14 protein-coding genes are annotated in these 15,775 nt (G+C 49.7%); 5 read left to right on the top strand and 9 right to left on the bottom strand.

Annotated elements, in window-relative coordinates; translation table 11 throughout:
* Nucleotides 1–3: 3 nt before the first annotated feature.
* From xerC to lptM, 5 genes are all read right to left on the bottom strand, one after another.
* Complete coding sequence (gene xerC / locus L4D76_RS14025; protein WP_428441512.1) at nt 4–918, bottom strand: tyrosine recombinase XerC; 915 nt, start codon at nt 916–918, stop codon at nt 4–6.
* On the bottom strand, nt 915–1,616 hold the full coding sequence (locus L4D76_RS14020; protein ID WP_428441511.1) for a DUF484 family protein: 702 nt from the start codon (nt 1,614–1,616) through the stop codon (nt 915–917). Before L4D76_RS14020 ends, xerC begins: the two co-directional genes overlap by 4 nt.
* On the bottom strand, nt 1,613–2,443 hold the full coding sequence (gene dapF, locus L4D76_RS14015; protein ID WP_428441510.1) for a diaminopimelate epimerase: 831 nt from the start codon (nt 2,441–2,443) through the stop codon (nt 1,613–1,615). Before dapF ends, L4D76_RS14020 begins: the two co-directional genes overlap by 4 nt.
* 34 nt (nt 2,444–2,477) lie before the next feature.
* Nucleotides 2,478–3,728 (bottom strand): diaminopimelate decarboxylase, encoded by a 1,251-nt coding sequence (gene lysA / locus L4D76_RS14010; RefSeq protein ID WP_428441509.1) that lies wholly within the window; start codon nt 3,726–3,728, stop codon nt 2,478–2,480.
* 123 nt (nt 3,729–3,851) lie between these two features.
* Nucleotides 3,852–3,968, bottom strand: a complete 117-nt coding sequence (gene lptM / locus L4D76_RS14005; protein WP_428441508.1) for an LPS translocon maturation chaperone LptM — start codon at nt 3,966–3,968, stop codon at nt 3,852–3,854.
* Nucleotides 3,969–4,045: 77 nt separating this feature from the next.
* Between lptM and cyaY the strand changes: the two genes are divergently transcribed.
* Nucleotides 4,046–4,357 (top strand): iron donor protein CyaY, encoded by a 312-nt coding sequence (cyaY, locus tag L4D76_RS14000; protein ID WP_428441507.1) that lies wholly within the window; start codon nt 4,046–4,048, stop codon nt 4,355–4,357.
* Between the two features lie 56 nt (nt 4,358–4,413).
* Here the strand turns inward: cyaY and L4D76_RS13995 are convergent, their stop codons facing one another.
* Nucleotides 4,414–6,978 (bottom strand): class I adenylate cyclase, encoded by a 2,565-nt coding sequence (locus L4D76_RS13995; protein WP_428441506.1) that lies wholly within the window; start codon nt 6,976–6,978, stop codon nt 4,414–4,416.
* A 394-nt stretch (nt 6,979–7,372) separates the two neighbouring features.
* Between L4D76_RS13995 and hemC the strand changes: the two genes are divergently transcribed.
* Genes hemC through L4D76_RS13975 form a run of 4 tightly spaced genes read left to right on the top strand, consistent with a single transcriptional unit; the run spans nt 7,373 to nt 11,511 of the window.
* Nucleotides 7,373–8,305: a hydroxymethylbilane synthase gene (gene hemC / locus L4D76_RS13990; protein WP_428441505.1), complete on the top strand. Its 933-nt coding sequence runs from the start codon at nt 7,373–7,375 to the stop codon at nt 8,303–8,305.
* The gene (locus tag L4D76_RS13985) at nt 8,305–9,060 is read left to right on the top strand and encodes a uroporphyrinogen-III synthase (RefSeq protein WP_428441504.1); all 756 of its coding nucleotides are present in this window, start codon (nt 8,305–8,307) and stop codon (nt 9,058–9,060) included. The genes hemC and L4D76_RS13985 overlap by 1 nt, the downstream gene beginning before the upstream one ends.
* Nucleotides 9,061–9,064: 4 nt before the next feature.
* Nucleotides 9,065–10,327, top strand: a complete 1,263-nt coding sequence (gene hemX / locus L4D76_RS13980; protein WP_428441503.1) for a uroporphyrinogen-III C-methyltransferase — start codon at nt 9,065–9,067, stop codon at nt 10,325–10,327.
* The gene (locus tag L4D76_RS13975; protein WP_428441502.1) at nt 10,324–11,511 is read left to right on the top strand and encodes a heme biosynthesis HemY N-terminal domain-containing protein; all 1,188 of its coding nucleotides are present in this window, start codon (nt 10,324–10,326) and stop codon (nt 11,509–11,511) included. The genes hemX and L4D76_RS13975 overlap by 4 nt, the downstream gene beginning before the upstream one ends.
* 337 nt (nt 11,512–11,848) lie before the next feature.
* Here the strand turns inward: L4D76_RS13975 and L4D76_RS13970 are convergent, their stop codons facing one another.
* From L4D76_RS13970 to L4D76_RS13960, 3 genes are all read right to left on the bottom strand, one after another.
* Complete coding sequence (locus L4D76_RS13970) at nt 11,849–12,259, bottom strand: hypothetical protein (protein WP_428441501.1); 411 nt, start codon at nt 12,257–12,259, stop codon at nt 11,849–11,851.
* Between the two features lie 61 nt (nt 12,260–12,320).
* Nucleotides 12,321–13,091: a class I SAM-dependent methyltransferase gene (locus L4D76_RS13965; RefSeq protein WP_428441500.1), complete on the bottom strand. Its 771-nt coding sequence runs from the start codon at nt 13,089–13,091 to the stop codon at nt 12,321–12,323.
* A 90-nt stretch (nt 13,092–13,181) separates the two neighbouring features.
* A complete protein-coding gene (locus L4D76_RS13960; RefSeq protein WP_428441499.1) occupies nt 13,182–15,734 on the bottom strand; it encodes a putative bifunctional diguanylate cyclase/phosphodiesterase in 2,553 nt (850 codons plus the stop codon).
* Between the last annotated feature and the right edge of the window lie 41 nt (nt 15,735–15,775).

Genomic DNA, 15,775 nt, shown 5'->3' with positions numbered 1-15,775 from the left:
TCACTAACGCTTACCGCGTTTCGCTCGTGGATGTGCCTCATCATACACTTTGGCTAAGTGCTGAAAGTCGAGGTGGGTATAAATTTGCGTGGTCGACAGGTTGGCATGGCCCAGCAACTCCTGCACCGCGCGTAAATCACCACTGGATTCGAGCATATGGGTGGCAAAACTATGGCGCAGTTTGTGCGGGTTAATATGACTGGAAACCGCTTGCTTTTGCCCCCACTCCGCCATCCGCTTCTGCACATTGCGGGTAGAAATGCGATTGCCCCGCTTAGACACAAACAGGCCGGGCTCATCAGCTGCCGCCAGGCTTCCACGCACTTTGAGCCAGTTCGCCACCCACTCGCGGGCTAAGCCCGCAAACGGGACAATACGCTCTTTATCCCCTTTACCGATAACGCGAATATCACCTTTGCTCAGGCTGATATTACGGACATCAAGGTTAACCAGCTCAGCCAGACGTAGCCCGGCCCCGTACATCAGCTCCATCATCGCCCGATCGCGGATCGACAGCGGATCGTCTTCATTAACATTGAGTAACTGGGCCATCTCATCAACATCGAGGTTCTTCGGCAGCGGACGGGCTTTGCGTGGTGCCGCCACCCCTTTGGCCGGGTTAGCCTTCAGTACCTTCTGGCGAACCAGATAATCAAAAAAGCTGCGCAACGAGGATAACCGCATCGACAAACTACTGGCTTTCAGGCCGTCACGCATGCCTTTACTGGCCAGCTGACGCACCCATCCCGCATCGACCGTTTGCCAGTCACTGACACCCAGTTCGACCAGTTGCTCAGCAATCGTGGTGAGCTGACGCTTGTAATTCTTCTGGGTATGTAAACTCAGCTCACGTTCGCTGCGCAAGTATTCATAAAAACGCTGCAACGGTTTTTCTAAACTGGCTGGCAAGCGATTCAATCAATCACCTCTCGGCTGTATTCCCAGTGGTGAATTAAACGCGTCAGGATCAACCCTAACTGTTCAACAAACAAGGTATCCATATCCGGCTGAAAATGACCTCCATCTGGGCAGGCAAAGCTCAGCACCCCAATCTGATAATTCATCCCCAAAGGCAACACCACAAAAGAGCCCAGCTGCGGCGGCTGTTCAAACAACAGCTCACTTTCAGATTTGCGCAGGCGGCCAAGATAAACCGGGCGGTGCGACAAACGGGACACGCGAAAGCTCTCAAACACTTTCCGATCTAAAAACAGCTGCTGATCCTGACTGTCAAACAAGCGCAGACTGAACTCAAGCTGCAGTTGCTCACTCAGCTCACCCAGCACGCCCATTGCCTGATAAATATTATGAGTCTGAAAAAGCTGTTGCTGTGCTTGAGAAAACACCGTAAACAGCTCACTGTTTTTCGTCGCCAGCGACACTAAATTCGCAATATTACCTTCTAAATCATGAACCCGGTGGCGCAGCCTGTCGAGTTGCATCTCGACCAGCGAGACGGCGCCGCGCTCACTGTGAGGAATACGTAATTGCGTCAGCAATTCAGGCTGGCGGGTAAAAAATTCGGGGTTACTGAGCAAGAAGTCAGCCACCGCGTCATCATTCAACGGCATGTTTGCCGCAACGGGCAGCTCACCCAGTTGTGATACATCTGTCATAGTACTATTTGTCCATCAAAGACGTGAGCAACAGGGCCTGTCATATACAGCGGTTGACCTTCTCCGGCCCAGCGAATGTGTAAATCACCGCCGGGTAAACACACCTTTACATTTTCATCTAATAATCCCTGCACCCGGCCAATTGCCACGGCAGCACAGGCACCACTGCCACAGGCCTGCGTTTCTCCTGCACCGCGTTCATAGACCCGCAGCTTCACTTCATTGGCTGAAATCACCTGCATGAAACCGGCATTCACCCGCTCGGGAAAACGTTCATGGGATTCAACCAGCGGACCTAAGGTTTCCACCGCCGCCGTATCAACATCGTCAACAACCGTCACACAATGCGGATTGCCCATACTGACCGCGCCACAAAACAGGGTGCTGTCTCCGACACGCAAAATATACGTCTTTTCGAACTGCTTAGCCCGGAACGGGATTTTGCCGGGTTCAAACACCGGCACACCCATATTGACCGTGACCTGATTATCATTTTCCAGCTTTAACAGCATCTTGCCGGCTTTGGTACTCACCGCAACATGGTATTTATTGGTAAGCCCCTTCATCCACACAAAACGGGCAAAACAGCGCGCCCCATTGCCGCACTGCTCGACTTCGCTGCCATCGGCATTGAAAATTCGATAATGAAAGTCGGTTTCAGGATCATAAGGTGGCTCAACCACCAATAACTGGTCAAACCCTATCCCACGGTGGCGATCCGCTAATCGCCGGATAGCGTCAGGCGAAAAAAATACATTCTGCGTGACGCAATCCACCACCATAAAGTCATTGCCCAGCCCATGCATTTTTGAAAAATTAATCTGCATGATGTTCCTTATCGTTATGATTTATTCAGTACAGCTACGGTAACAGGTGCTCAGACTGCCATAGTTCTACCAGTTTTTCACGCTCGCGCACCACATGAGCGGTATTGCCATCAACCATGATCTCTGCAGCGCGTGTACGGGTGTTGTAGTTTGAAGACATCACAAAACCATAAGCACCTGCAGAGCGAACCGCCAGAAGATCCCCCTGCTCAAGGTTGAGCAAGCGTTCTTTACCGATGTAATCCCCTGTTTCACAGATGGGACCAACGAAGTCATACTCAGTGGGTTCACCATCTCGCGGTACGACCGGCACGATATCCTGCCACGCTTGATACAAGGTCGGGCGGATCAAATCATTCATCGCGGCATCAACAATGGCGAAATTTTTATACTCGGTATGCTTGAGATATTCGACTCTGGTCAGCAACACGCCGGCATTGGCCGCGATAGCACGCCCCGGTTCAAAAATCAGTTCCAGATCAGAGTGATCAGACAAACGGGATAACAGTGCCGTCGCATATTCCGATGGCAGTGGTGGCTGCTCTTCGTTGTAGGTGACCCCTAAACCGCCGCCGACATCCAAGTGCGCGATCTCGATACCATCAGCTTTCAGGGTATCGATCAGTGCCAGCAGGCGATCAGTGGCGTCAATGAACGGCTCAATATCGGTCAGCTGAGAGCCGATATGGCAATCCATACCGACCACTTCCAGATGCGGGAGGCTATGCGCCAGGCGATAGACTTCGATCGCCCGCTCGAACACGATACCGAATTTATTGTCCCGCAATCCGGTTGAGATATACGGGTGCGTTTTTGCATCCACATCCGGGTTAATACGCAGTGAAATCGGTGCAACAACATCAAGCTCTGCCGCCACCTGATTTAAACGCGCCAGTTCAGGTTCGGATTCAACATTGAAACATTTAATGCCAAGCTCCAGCGCCCGTTTCATTTCCACTGCCGTTTTACCGACACCGGAAAATACCACCTTCGCCGGATCGCCGCCAGCGGCAATGACGCGTTCCAGCTCACCTTGTGAGACAATATCAAAGCCTGAACCTAAACGTGCCAGAACGTTCAGTACGCCAAGATTGGAGTTGGCTTTAACCGCATAACAAATTAAATGCGGATGGGTGGTAACAGCCTGATCAAACGCTTTCCAGTGTCGCTCCAGCGTCGCCCGTGAGTACACATACAGAGGCGTTCCGTAGCGTTCAGCAAGCTCAGTCAGTGCGATATCTTCTGCCCATAGTTGGCCGTTTGGCTGATAATTAAAATAATCCAATGTTGTCTCTTCCCTGTCCGGTCGCTGTTGTTATTGCTGTTGCTATTATAGTTACTGTTGCTGCAGCATTCACTGTTGGTATATGGCTGTTACGGCCATTGGTTGCAATGACTGCGGCTGTGACTACTGTTGTTGTTCTTGCTGCTGTGAGTCGTCCGGCATATAGAGCGCGCCAGTCTGACCACAGCCGGTTAGGGCTATTACACCCAGTACAAAAATTGCTAATAAACCTTTACGCATCTTGATAGCCAGTGATTATCATTTCAATGCCCTCTATAATCGCACCAACAATAGGAAAAGCAATAGGACGTAATGGGATGAATGACACTGAATTTCATAAGTTAGTCGATCAGGCACTAATGATCATCGAAGAAGGCATCGACGAATCCGGTGCGGATATTGACTATGAAACCACTGGTAACGTACTGACCCTGGAATTTGAAAACCGCAGCCAAATCGTCATTAACCGTCAGGAGCCCCTGCATGAACTTTGGCTGGCATCAAAATCAGGCGGCTATCACTTCAAATATCAGAATGATGAGTGGCGCTGCACTCGCAGTGGCGAAGAATTTTTTGCGCTGGTTAAACGTGAGTGTTCCGTGCACGCTGGCGAACAGGTTGATTGGTAAGAAATAGAGCAACGAGATTCGAGGGACGAGTAACTAGGGTCTAGTTACTCGTATTTTTATCGCGGCGACACCTGCACCAGGTTTAACGGCTTATCAGCCGACGGGCGACGCTGGATCTGCTGGCCACTCTTAAATGGGATCACCTGTAAACCACCCGTCTTGGTACGGACAATGTCGTAAAACTGCGGCAAGTTAAAATTGATAAAGTGGGCACTGTAGCTGAAACGATCCTGCGCAGAGGTATAAAAACGGTTTACTCCATGCACCATTTCATCTTTATCACCATTACACTGGCGATACACTTCGATGCGGTTGGTTTCATCGAGAATATAAATGTTGTAACCCTGCTCGCTGTCTTCAAAGAAAAACTGGATCAAGCCCTCACTGGCGTAGGCATCAACAATTTCCGGAGGATGAGGCTCATCCGTCTTACCCATCACCAGATTTGGCGTGCCCGTTAATTTATTGGTCGAGATGCAGCTATAAAAATCAACCGAGTTTTCCAGCTTCTGGACAGACACACCGCGACGTTCAAAAAACAAACCATGAGTCTGCTCGCCAATACGGATCGCTTTAAAACGGCGGCGTTTCTCTTGTTCGATCGGCTTCAGGCGCATCTCGATACATTCGGCCACCAGCTGATACACCAGATTACGGATCAAACCGCGCATGTGCTTGCTGTAACAGAAGACATCCACCGATTCCGGTGGGATAGCATCCTGGTGCATTTTACCTAATACGGTTTTCAAGGCATCAAGCATCGCACTCTCGCCACTGAAGTTCAGGGTACGTACTTCATTCCACGAGTTGCGGTAAACCAAGTCGACACTGCCGACCAAGCATTTCTGCTCAGGGCCATAGCTGAAAATATCGGTATTTTTGAAGTCAAACCGCACCGAGCGGTCCTTTAATTCCGTGGTCGGGTCATTTTCCAGGTTGATAAACAGACCCAGCTGGCGAATTTCACACGGGCTGGATAAGGCTTGCAGGCCAGGTTGCGGACGGCGGATAGGGAAGGTATTGCGAATATCGCTCACCAGCTGGTACAGCTTATCAATATCCATATCCGCATCACGCACGACATTGTGCAGACAGGTCGATTCCGTCAGCAAGCCATTGAAATACGACCAGGCCACCAGCTTACTTAAGTAGCGGTTATGCTCCAGCGATGGCTGCCCCAAAATGGCGTACGGATCGAGAGGTTGCTTATAAAGATACCAGCCAGCGGTATTAGTACGTCCGGCCGGCACCTGGATCAGGGTCAAATCAGGTTCATGCAAATCCGGAGAAATCTGCGGATTAAGCAACGTCACCTTACCCGGCAACACCTCAAACGCGGCATATAACTTACGGGCCAGAATACTGATATCTTCCGGGCTAATCGCAGAGGTGATGTTATTACGGCGGGCAAAACGGATCAGGTTACGGTAACTCAGCATTAACGCATCAAGCAGTTCGTTGTGCGCCCGTTTCACCTGTGCCACTTTCCAGTTACGGCGATTATCCAGCTCAGACAGGACTTCCGGGGACCACTGCCACTCAGCCGTTAACTGCCCCAGCACCCGGCGACGCCATGGCACCGAACCTGATGACGGTTCACGGGTCAGCTTTTCATGGGTTTTGAGGTAAAAACAACGACGCACCAAATCCAGCCGACGGTGATCGTTAATTCGCTCCAGGTAACGGGTCACCTTATCCAGCATCAGATAATAAGCATCCAGGCAATACTCACTCTGCTCTTCCGAGAAGAAACGACGCTTACCATCAACACTTAATAATTGGGTATGCGGATATTCCCATGAATAGGCTTCCAGCAAGATAGCTTTCAGCACCGATTTATACGGCGAATCGATACTTTTATACAACTGCCATAAACTGGAACCGAAATACTCTTCAGCAGGAATGCGGGTTAACCCGCCAAAATCGATCCACTCATCACGACGAATATGCCCGGCAGAATCCAGATACTCAACATATTCGTCGTAACACTCTTCCATTTCCGGCGGCACCATGAACCACAGCAATCGCTGTCCGGCTAAGTGCACAGCAGAACGATAAAACTCGTCAAGCAACAGCAAGTGCTGACTTGAACCACAGTTATCACCGGTCATTGCTTCGGAAAAGTTATCGCGGAAACGATTTTCATCGATCAGGAAAAAGTTCGCTTCAACGCCCTGAGCCATCGCCCATTCGGAGACTAAGGAACATTTACTCTCCAGCACTTCACGTGCTTCGGCAGGAAGATCGGTACGGATACAGACCCAGATATCGAGATCGCTGGTCAGGCTTTGCCCTAATGAAGAAGTACTGCCCATGGCGTAAAGGCCAGTAATAGGACACTGGGTGTCAACCCATTCTGGTTGAGTGATCGTGCATTGTGCAGTCAAACCGCAACTATCAATAAACTGTTGCTGCTGGTCCGAAATAGCAAATGCCGCAATTCCCTGAGGAACCTCTTGATCAAGGTATCCAGGTATCGCCGGATGATTGTAATGAAGTAATACAGAAACCAGCTCAAACACCTGGCCAGACTGCGTATTCATTGCAGCGTGTGCACGATCAATACGAAGCTGATTATGTGCATCCAGTCTACTTTTTAGCGTCTTGATATAATTATGCAAATTACTCTTCCAAGAGCTGCCAGCGTCAAAGCGGCCCAAAACCTGTCATTATCAGTGTAGTTATTGTTCTACACGGGAGCAAAAACGTGATCAATGTAACACTTCTTGCATTGGCCGTAAAGTTCATGACGATTTATGACAGTTTATGAATAGCAGTTCTACCGCTGAGGTCCTTCCCTAGTCCTACCCTCAAACTAGTACAATCTGGCCAAACCGCCAGTTACGACACTGCAACAACCCTGTCACATAAAACCAATGTGAGAACTATCACATTAATTACATTACAGTTCAAGACAATACCGCTTCACCGCACTGACGACAACAAGTGAATTATCATCACAGCGCAGGAGTGGTAGGATTAGATAAAAGAAAGCCTATTTATGGACCTTATTCTATGACCGATAAACCGATCCGCATTGCGACCCGCAAAAGCCCGCTGGCCATGTGGCAAGCTGAATTTGTACAAGAGGCGCTGGAACAAGCGCATCCCGGCTTAGTTGTTGAACTGGTGCCTATGGTTACCAAAGGAGACGTGATCCTGGATACGCCTCTGGCCAAAGTCGGTGGCAAAGGTCTGTTTGTGAAAGAGCTGGAAGTGGCAATGCTCGAAGGTCGCGCCGATATCGCCGTGCATTCAATGAAAGATGTGCCGGTCGATTTTCCTGAAGGTCTGGGCCTGGTCACCATCTGCGAACGAGAAGACCCGCGCGATGCCTTTGTATCGAACAATTACCGCAGCATTGATGAATTACCGGCCGGTGCCATTGTCGGCACATGCAGCCTGCGTCGCCAGTGCCAGTTACGTGCCCAGCGCCCTGATCTGGTGATAAACGATTTGCGCGGCAACGTGAATACACGCCTGCGTAAGCTGGATGAAGGTCAGTATGATGCCATTATCCTTGCCTGTGCCGGACTGATGCGTTTAAAAATGGAAGACCGTATTCGCGCAGCCATTGCACCGGAAGTTAGCCTGCCCGCGGTAGGTCAAGGTGCCATGGGTATTGAATGCCGCCTTGATGATCAGCGTGTTCGGGATCTGCTTGAATCGCTAAACCACAGTGAAACCGCCACTCGGGTACTCTGCGAGCGTGCAATGAACAATCGCCTGCAAGGTGGCTGCCAGGTGCCAATCGGCAGTTACTCTGAACTACAGGGCGATCAGATCTGGTTACGTGCGCTGGTAGGTGAACCTGACGGCAGCAAGATTGTTCGCGGTGAGGTCACGGGCCCGGCGGCTGATGCAGAAACACTAGGGACTCAACTTGCAGACCAACTGCTTGCTGATGGAGCAAAAGAGATCCTGGACAAACTTTACGGCAACGCTTAATGACCATATTGATCACCCGCCCGGCGCCAGAATGCCATGAGCTTACCCGACAGCTGAATGCCGCGGGGATCAATGCTATTGCCCACCCCCTATTCGCAATTGAGGCAGGAAGAGAGCTTCCTGCCCTCATTTCTCAACTAAATACACTGCAAACCGATGATTTTCTGATTGCAGTCAGTGACCATGCAGTTAATTTGGCTCACAATTACTTGATGTCACAAGGTGCCAGCTGGCCAAAAAACGTGCATTATATAGCTGTTGGGCATAAAACCGCCGCTGCGCTAGCGACTGCAACCCGTCAGAGGGTCATCACTCCGCCGACGCGTTGTGATAGTGAAGGCCTGCTAGCACTGCCGGAACTCAAGCAAGTAAGCGGTCATAATGTCCTGATTTTACGGGGCAATGGCGGGCGCGAGCTGATCTACCAGACGCTGATCCAGCGTAACGCAACGGTAAGTTATTGTGAGACCTACCGACGTTGTTGGCTGGCGTTAGACGGAGAAAGGCTGTGCCAAACATGGCAAGCGCAGCAAGTATCAGCCCTGGTCGTCACCAGTGGTGAACAACTGACGCAATTATCAGGCCTGATACCAGAGCAAGACTTGGCTTGGTTTTTTCAATGCCACCTTTTCGTACCAAGCCAACGTATCGCAGATCAAGCTGAAGAGCTTGGTTTTGAACATATTTCCACCGTGGGCAGTGCTGCTAATACCGCACTCTTCACGTTCCTGAGTAAGATAGGCACGATGGGATAATCGGATGACTGACAAAAAAACCAATAATGAAAACCCTGCAGATAACAACCTATCCGCAGCGTCAAACAACACAAATAAACCAGGTCGTTCAAGTGCTAAAGCACAAACACCTGATCCTTCGGCACAAAAAGAAACGGCTAAAACCGAGGCTAAGAAAACCGCCTCGGCAGCGACTTCACAAGCGGCTACTTCAACAGCAACGCCACCAAAAACAGCCGCCGCCAAGCCTGAGTCTAAACCTGCAGAAAAGAAAAGTGGCAGCAAGACCGGCGCCGTTGCTATCGCATTAGTGATTGCACTGGGAGCAGGCCTTTATTACCACGGCCATCAGCAAGGTGTGGCGCAGGAAGCGCAAATTACGGCGTTACAAGAGCAGCTGACAGGTATGCAGACTCGCCTGAGCGAAAGCCAGAAAGAAACGTTGGGGCAAGTTGACCAAAGTCTGCAGCGTACGCAGGTGACAATCACCCAGCAAGAAAAATCAATCACAGGTCTGCAACTGGCACTGGCTGAAATGAAAGGCCGCCGCCCTAACGACTGGCTGTTAGCCGAAGCCGACTACCTGATCAAAATGGCCGGGCGTAAATTGTGGCTAGAACACGATGCTGTCAGCGCCACGATTTTACTGGAATCCGCCGATCACCGTATCGCAGAGCTGAATGATCCGAGCCTGACCTCTGTACGTAAAGCAATGAACGACGACATCACGGCGCTGAAAGCGGTCGCCCGTGTTGACCGCGACGGTCTGGTATTACGCCTGGCCAGCCTGCAGGAACAAGTCGCCAAGCTGCCTCTGGCGAATGTCATCATACCGGAAGCTGAAGCGGTTAAAGAAGAGACGGTATCAACATCAGTCAATGACTGGCAAGATAACCTGATGACATCACTGAAAAATTTCAGCGATTACTTCATCACTTACCGTCACCGTGACGGTAGTGTGATCCCGCTGCTATCACCGAAACAAGATTTTTACCTGCAGGAAAACATCAAATCTAAGCTGGAAACTGCAATCCGCTCGGTATACCGCGAGCAAGGCGAGCTATACAGCAAATCACTGTTGATGGCGAAAGAGTGGGCCGAGCAGTTCTACAACCTTGACGAGCCAGCAACCCAGAGCTTCATTAACGTACTGGATCAGCTGGCAAAAGAAAACATTGAAGCCAGCTATCCGGGCAAGCTGAAATCACAAATTCTTATTACCGATGTGATCAGTGAACGCCTGCGTAACCAGGTAAAACCGCTTAGCACCGAGGAGGATCCGGCATGATCAAACTCTTATTGCTGGTTGCCGCTCTGATTGCCGGTGTTGTTGCCGGCCCTATGCTGGCGGGTAACCAGGGTTACGTGTTGATTTCCGTTGCCGAGCAGACACTGGAAATGAGCTTAACCACCTTAATTTTATTCATCGTGGTACTGTTCGGGGCTTTCTTCCTGCTGGAAACGATCATCAAGCGTATCTTCTCGGTCAGCAGCTCAACCCGTGGCTGGTTCAGCGGTCGCAAAACCCGTAAAGCTCGTGCGCAAACCTCTAATGGCTTAATGAAAGTCATTGAAGGTGACTGGAAACAGGCAGAGAAACTGGTTGTTAAAGCCGTTAAGCACAGTGATGCGCCACTACTGAATTACCTAGCGGCGGCAGAAGCGGCTCAAGGCCAGGGAAATACAACACTGCGCGACGAATACCTTAAGCAAGCTGCAGAGATCGATGATCAGAGCCTGGCTGTTGCCCTGACACGTGCCAAACTGCAATACCATCAGCAGCAGTACGAGCAAGCACTGGCAACCCTGCAAGATATCAAACGGGAAAACGGTCGTAATCCTATCCTGCTTGCGTTACTAAAAGATTGCTACCTGAAACTGGAAGACTGGCAGCCCTTGCTGACACTGCTACCGCAACTGGAAAAATCAGGGGTACTTACCGGTCAGGAAGCCGCAGCACTGAGTCAGGAAGCAGAATGCGGCTTGATGGCCCATATTGGCCAGCATAGCGGCAGTGATGGCTTAATGGCTCACTGGAATAGCCTGAACCGTAAGGCTAAACAACGCCCTGAACTGATCGCCTGTTTTATCAAGCAAATGATCAAACGTAACGCCGACACTGAAGCCTATACCGTGCTACGGGATGCATTGAAAAAGCAGAGCGATGAACGTTTAATTCGATTAGTCCCGGAGCTGGATCTGCCGGATTACCACCCTGCCATTGTGCGCCTGCAAGATCTGCTGCGATATGACAGCAAAAATCCCGCGACTCACAGTGCGCTGGGCCAACTATTTATCCGTGAGAAAAAGTGGGAAGAGGCGAAAACACATTTAGCCCAAGCTATCGAACTGGATCAAAATGTCTCTGACTACGCCCGCCTGGTTGAGGTGCTGGACAAACTCAATGACAACCAAGCTGCGGCAGATGCTTCACGTCAGGCATTAACATTAGCGCTTCCGGCCAAAATGTAACCTTTTAGCAACATGCTCCTCTGTAATAAAAAACGCCCGAACGGGCGTTTTTTTATGCTGTTATATAATGCTTTATGTGGCAAAACTCGCTAATTTGTTTCAAACCGTTAACAGCCATTTCAACTTATATCCATCCCATTGCTAGCAGAATGTAAAAGTTATTCAATAGCCTTTCTAGTCGCTAACCGTTGGATAACTAACTATGGATATGCTTCCTTGGTTAATCGTTTCTGGCATTGTTATTTCTGTGATCACTTGTCTGATGACAGCGGTTCTTATCAAAGAATCTTAATGCCCGAGATATAAAAACGCCTCCGTAAACGGAGGCGTTTTTAATTCAGCAATCTCTTATACTCAACTCAACATCGGCTTTTTCCAGCGCTGCGTTATAACGCCTTAGTGCCTTAGTGGCTTGCTTGAACTTCTTGGCTTTTTTCTTCGCTAATTTCTTTAGCTTCCTGGTCTTTTTCTTTCCCAGCGTTGCCCCCTCAACTGCGTGCTGGTTCACTGGCGCAAGCAATTGAATGGGTAGGATAGGATCTGCCTCTGCCGTGATCTTAACGGGGGTCACATTAGCCGGTTGCACCCTCTTTAAGGATATTGCACTTGGTTTACAGAGATACGCTTTATCACTTGCTACACGAGCACAGCTAGTACAGATATACTTCGGCGCACTGACAATACACGTGATGGCTGCGATTTGAGCGGCAATTTCAACCCGACGATATTTACATAAAGACTTCGCCATTTATGCCCCCATAGTAATAAAGCCAATCATTCTTATTATGGTTAATTTATCCCGGTTGGTATTACTTCATTGCTGCTTTAACATATACATCAAAGCGATTTTTCTTCGTTTCAATCGCCGTCGACGGCTTCACCTGAGCGAGAAAGTCCGCATAATCAGGACGTTTCACCACCACTCGTTTTGCTGCCAGCTCCATTGCGGGGGCGAACAGGCTGTCAGCATCATCATCAGCCCCCACCAGGGTCTGAAACACCCGCATTTCTTTTTTCACCAGAGCCGATTTTTTCTTGTGCGGATACATGGGATCGAGATAGACCACATCCGGAGCAATAAAGTCAGGATCTTGTGCCAGTTTGATCAACGCATCGTGGCTGGACGCATGGAGCAATGTCATCCGCTCTCCAATCCAACCACCAATTTCCGGATCATTCTTTGCCCGGGCAAGACCATCATCCAGCAGTGCCGCCACAACCGGATGGCGTTCGACCATTTGTACCTTGCACCCTAATGAAGCCAGGACAAACGCGTCTCTGCCTAACCCTGCGGTTGCATCCAGCACTCTTGGCATCACCCCGCCTTTTAACCCTATGGCTTTGGCTATCGCCTGACCGCGTCCGCCACCAAACTTACGTCGGTGAGCCACGGCGCCACCGGCCAGATCAACATAGACCGCCCCCAATTTAGGTTCATCACGTTTACGCAGCTCTAAATGCTGATCGGTCAAGACCAACGCAAAGATATTGTTTTCGTCATGACTCAGCCCCCAGCGTTGCGCTAATTCATCCAGTTCATGTTGACGTTCTGGGGCTTCACAAATTAAGGCTAGTTGCACAGCACTCTCCGGTTCAAAAAAGACAAACTCCAACCCACATCAACATCGCTAACAGCCCGATAACGATGCTATTGAGTATGAGGCGCGCGATTATACCACTGCCAGCTCGGCTTGGCTCAATTCAGCCACCAGCTCCGCCAGCGGCTTCGGTTTACCAAAATAGTATCCCTGCGCATAATCGACCCCCAAGCTCTGCAGGCGGGTTAAAATCGCTTCGTTTTCAACAAACTCAGCGACAGTCTGCTTACCCATTTTTTTTGCCAGCTCGTTAATCGCTTTCACCATTGCAAAATCCATTTCATCGTCAGCAATATCGCGAACAAACATGCCATCAATTTTAATGATATCGACGGGCATGCGTTTAAGATAACCAAACGAGGATAAACCCGATCCAAAATCATCAAGCGAGATCAGGCACCCGAGCGCTTTCAATTGGGTAAAGAGCTGGATCGCTTCGCTCATATTACCAATTGCCGCTGTTTCGGTAATTTCCAGACACAGTTTCTCGGTTGGCAGCCCTGATGTGCGGATCTTTTCAATCAGGAAATTAACAAAATCACGATTGCCCATCGACTGGCCGGAAAGGTTAATCGAACACATCTCCAGCTGAGCGACCGCATCAGGATTTGCCCTCAGCCATGCAATCACTTCCTGCACCACATAACGATCAATTAAATGCGCCAGGTTATAACGCTCAGCGGCTGGTATAAACAGCCCGGGAGAGACCATAGAGCCATCGCTATTACGCATTCTGACCAGGATCTCATAATGCTGTTTTTGCGAACCACACGCCATAGGCGCAATCTGCTGGGCATACAGTTCAAAACGTTTTTCCGCTAACGCTTTGTGAATATGATTGACATATTGCATCTCCAGCTCGCGGCGTTTTAATTCTTTATCATCAGGGTGATAAAGGTGGAGGCGGTTTCGCCCTTCGTCTTTAGCCGCATAACAAGCCGTATCTGCCTGGGCATGTACCTGTTGCGGAGATCCTGCCGTCTCATCAATCAAACGGATCCCCAGCGAGCAACTAAAGCTGAACCGGGTGTTTTGCCAGAAGAACTCAGCCTCTTCCAGCAAGAGGAGGATATTATGGCCAAAACTCACGGCTTCATCGGGACTGCAATGACGGAGAATAATGGCAAATTCATCACCGCCCAAGCGGGCTAAGGTTGCTTTTCCTAGCGTAATACCCTGAAGCAATAATGCCACTTGTTTCAACGCTTCATCACCGGCCTCATGACCCGCGGTATCATTAATCACCTTGAACTGATCGAGATCGATATAGAACATCGCATGACGCGCACCGCTCTCCCGCACCTCAGCCAGCCCTTTTTCCAGCTCAGTTTCGAAATAATTACGGTTGAACAAATCGGTCAGATAATCATGACAAGCCTGATACTTGAGCTTCGCTTCCAGCTCCCGGGTTGAAGTAATATCTTCTCCCACCAGCAGTAATTGCAATTTTGACTGGGTGGGACGAATGGTTTCACGGATCCAGACCGACTCTCCATCGGCACACTTATAACGAAGCTGACGACGCCAGACCATCTGATCATCACAGGCCCTGGCGGTAGAAATAAACTGTTGTGGCAGCGGCTCGTCATCGAGATAAAAGTCAGTAACCTTATGGCCTAATAAATCGCGCTTGGTATAACCTAGCAGATCAGCCGCAAACTGATTGACCGACTGGATCCGCGCCTGACTGTCAATGGCCAGCAGAATTACGGGCTGCTGCTCATACAACAAACGGTAACTCACTTCCCGTTCACGCAGCTTCTCTTCCATCTGCTGGCGAGAAGTCACATCCCGGGCTTCCAACAACATCTGCCCGCTATCCCCCATTGTGGCAGGCATACTCTTAATCGACAGATCAAGCATCCGCTTACCGTCATCGGTACTTTGAACCTGGGCTTCAAAACGGACAATCTGATCTTGCTGGGCCGACAGAAAAGCCTGGTTAAGCCGAACGGCAACATCTTGATCCCAGCAATGCCAACGCCATAGTGGCCGATCATACTTAATGATATTGCGCCCTAACAAACTCTGCAGCGCCAGGTTTCCGGAAATCAGCACCCCGTTGCCGTCTAAAATACCGATGTACTGAAAGCTCTGATCAAATACCCCTTCAAACAAAGCCTGATTTTGTTGTAATTGCTGCTCACTTTTCCGTTGCCGACGGATCATTAACACCAGCAAAATGATAATGGTGCCCATGACCATGATCGCCACACTGAGCGCCCGAAGTTCTTTGTGATAGCGTTCAATCCAGCTTTTGGATTTGTAATCATTAATACCTCCAATAATAACCGGGGTATCACCGATCTGCTCGGCAAGCTGATTCACCTGCCACAAAGCATTATCATCGGTAACAGCTGTCGCATCGTAATCTTCTTTGCTGATTTTGGTTCGGTAAATGTCGAGTAACTTGTTCAAATACTCGGTTGACTGATAGCGTTTGCTATCCATATAAATGACATTCAACGAAATATCATAAGAGGCTGTCGTCGCTTCCAACCCGGCTTGCAGGCCGTCCGTCCAGCCCATTCCCTGATGATCAGAGTGAATAACTAAGGTGTTTTGAGGGAAGGCGAAAGAAGGTGTAACCAACAACCCTAATAGCAACAAAAATATAAAGCGCATAAAACGTTCAACATGTCCTGTTTATTAGGATTTAGAAATAA

It is taken from the genome of Photobacterium sagamiensis, assembly GCF_050337085.1.
Taxonomy (GTDB): Bacteria; Pseudomonadota; Gammaproteobacteria; order Enterobacterales; family Vibrionaceae; genus Photobacterium; species Photobacterium sagamiensis.
Note: the sequence above shows the minus strand (reverse complement) of the source record. Positions and strands in the feature narration are given on the sequence as shown.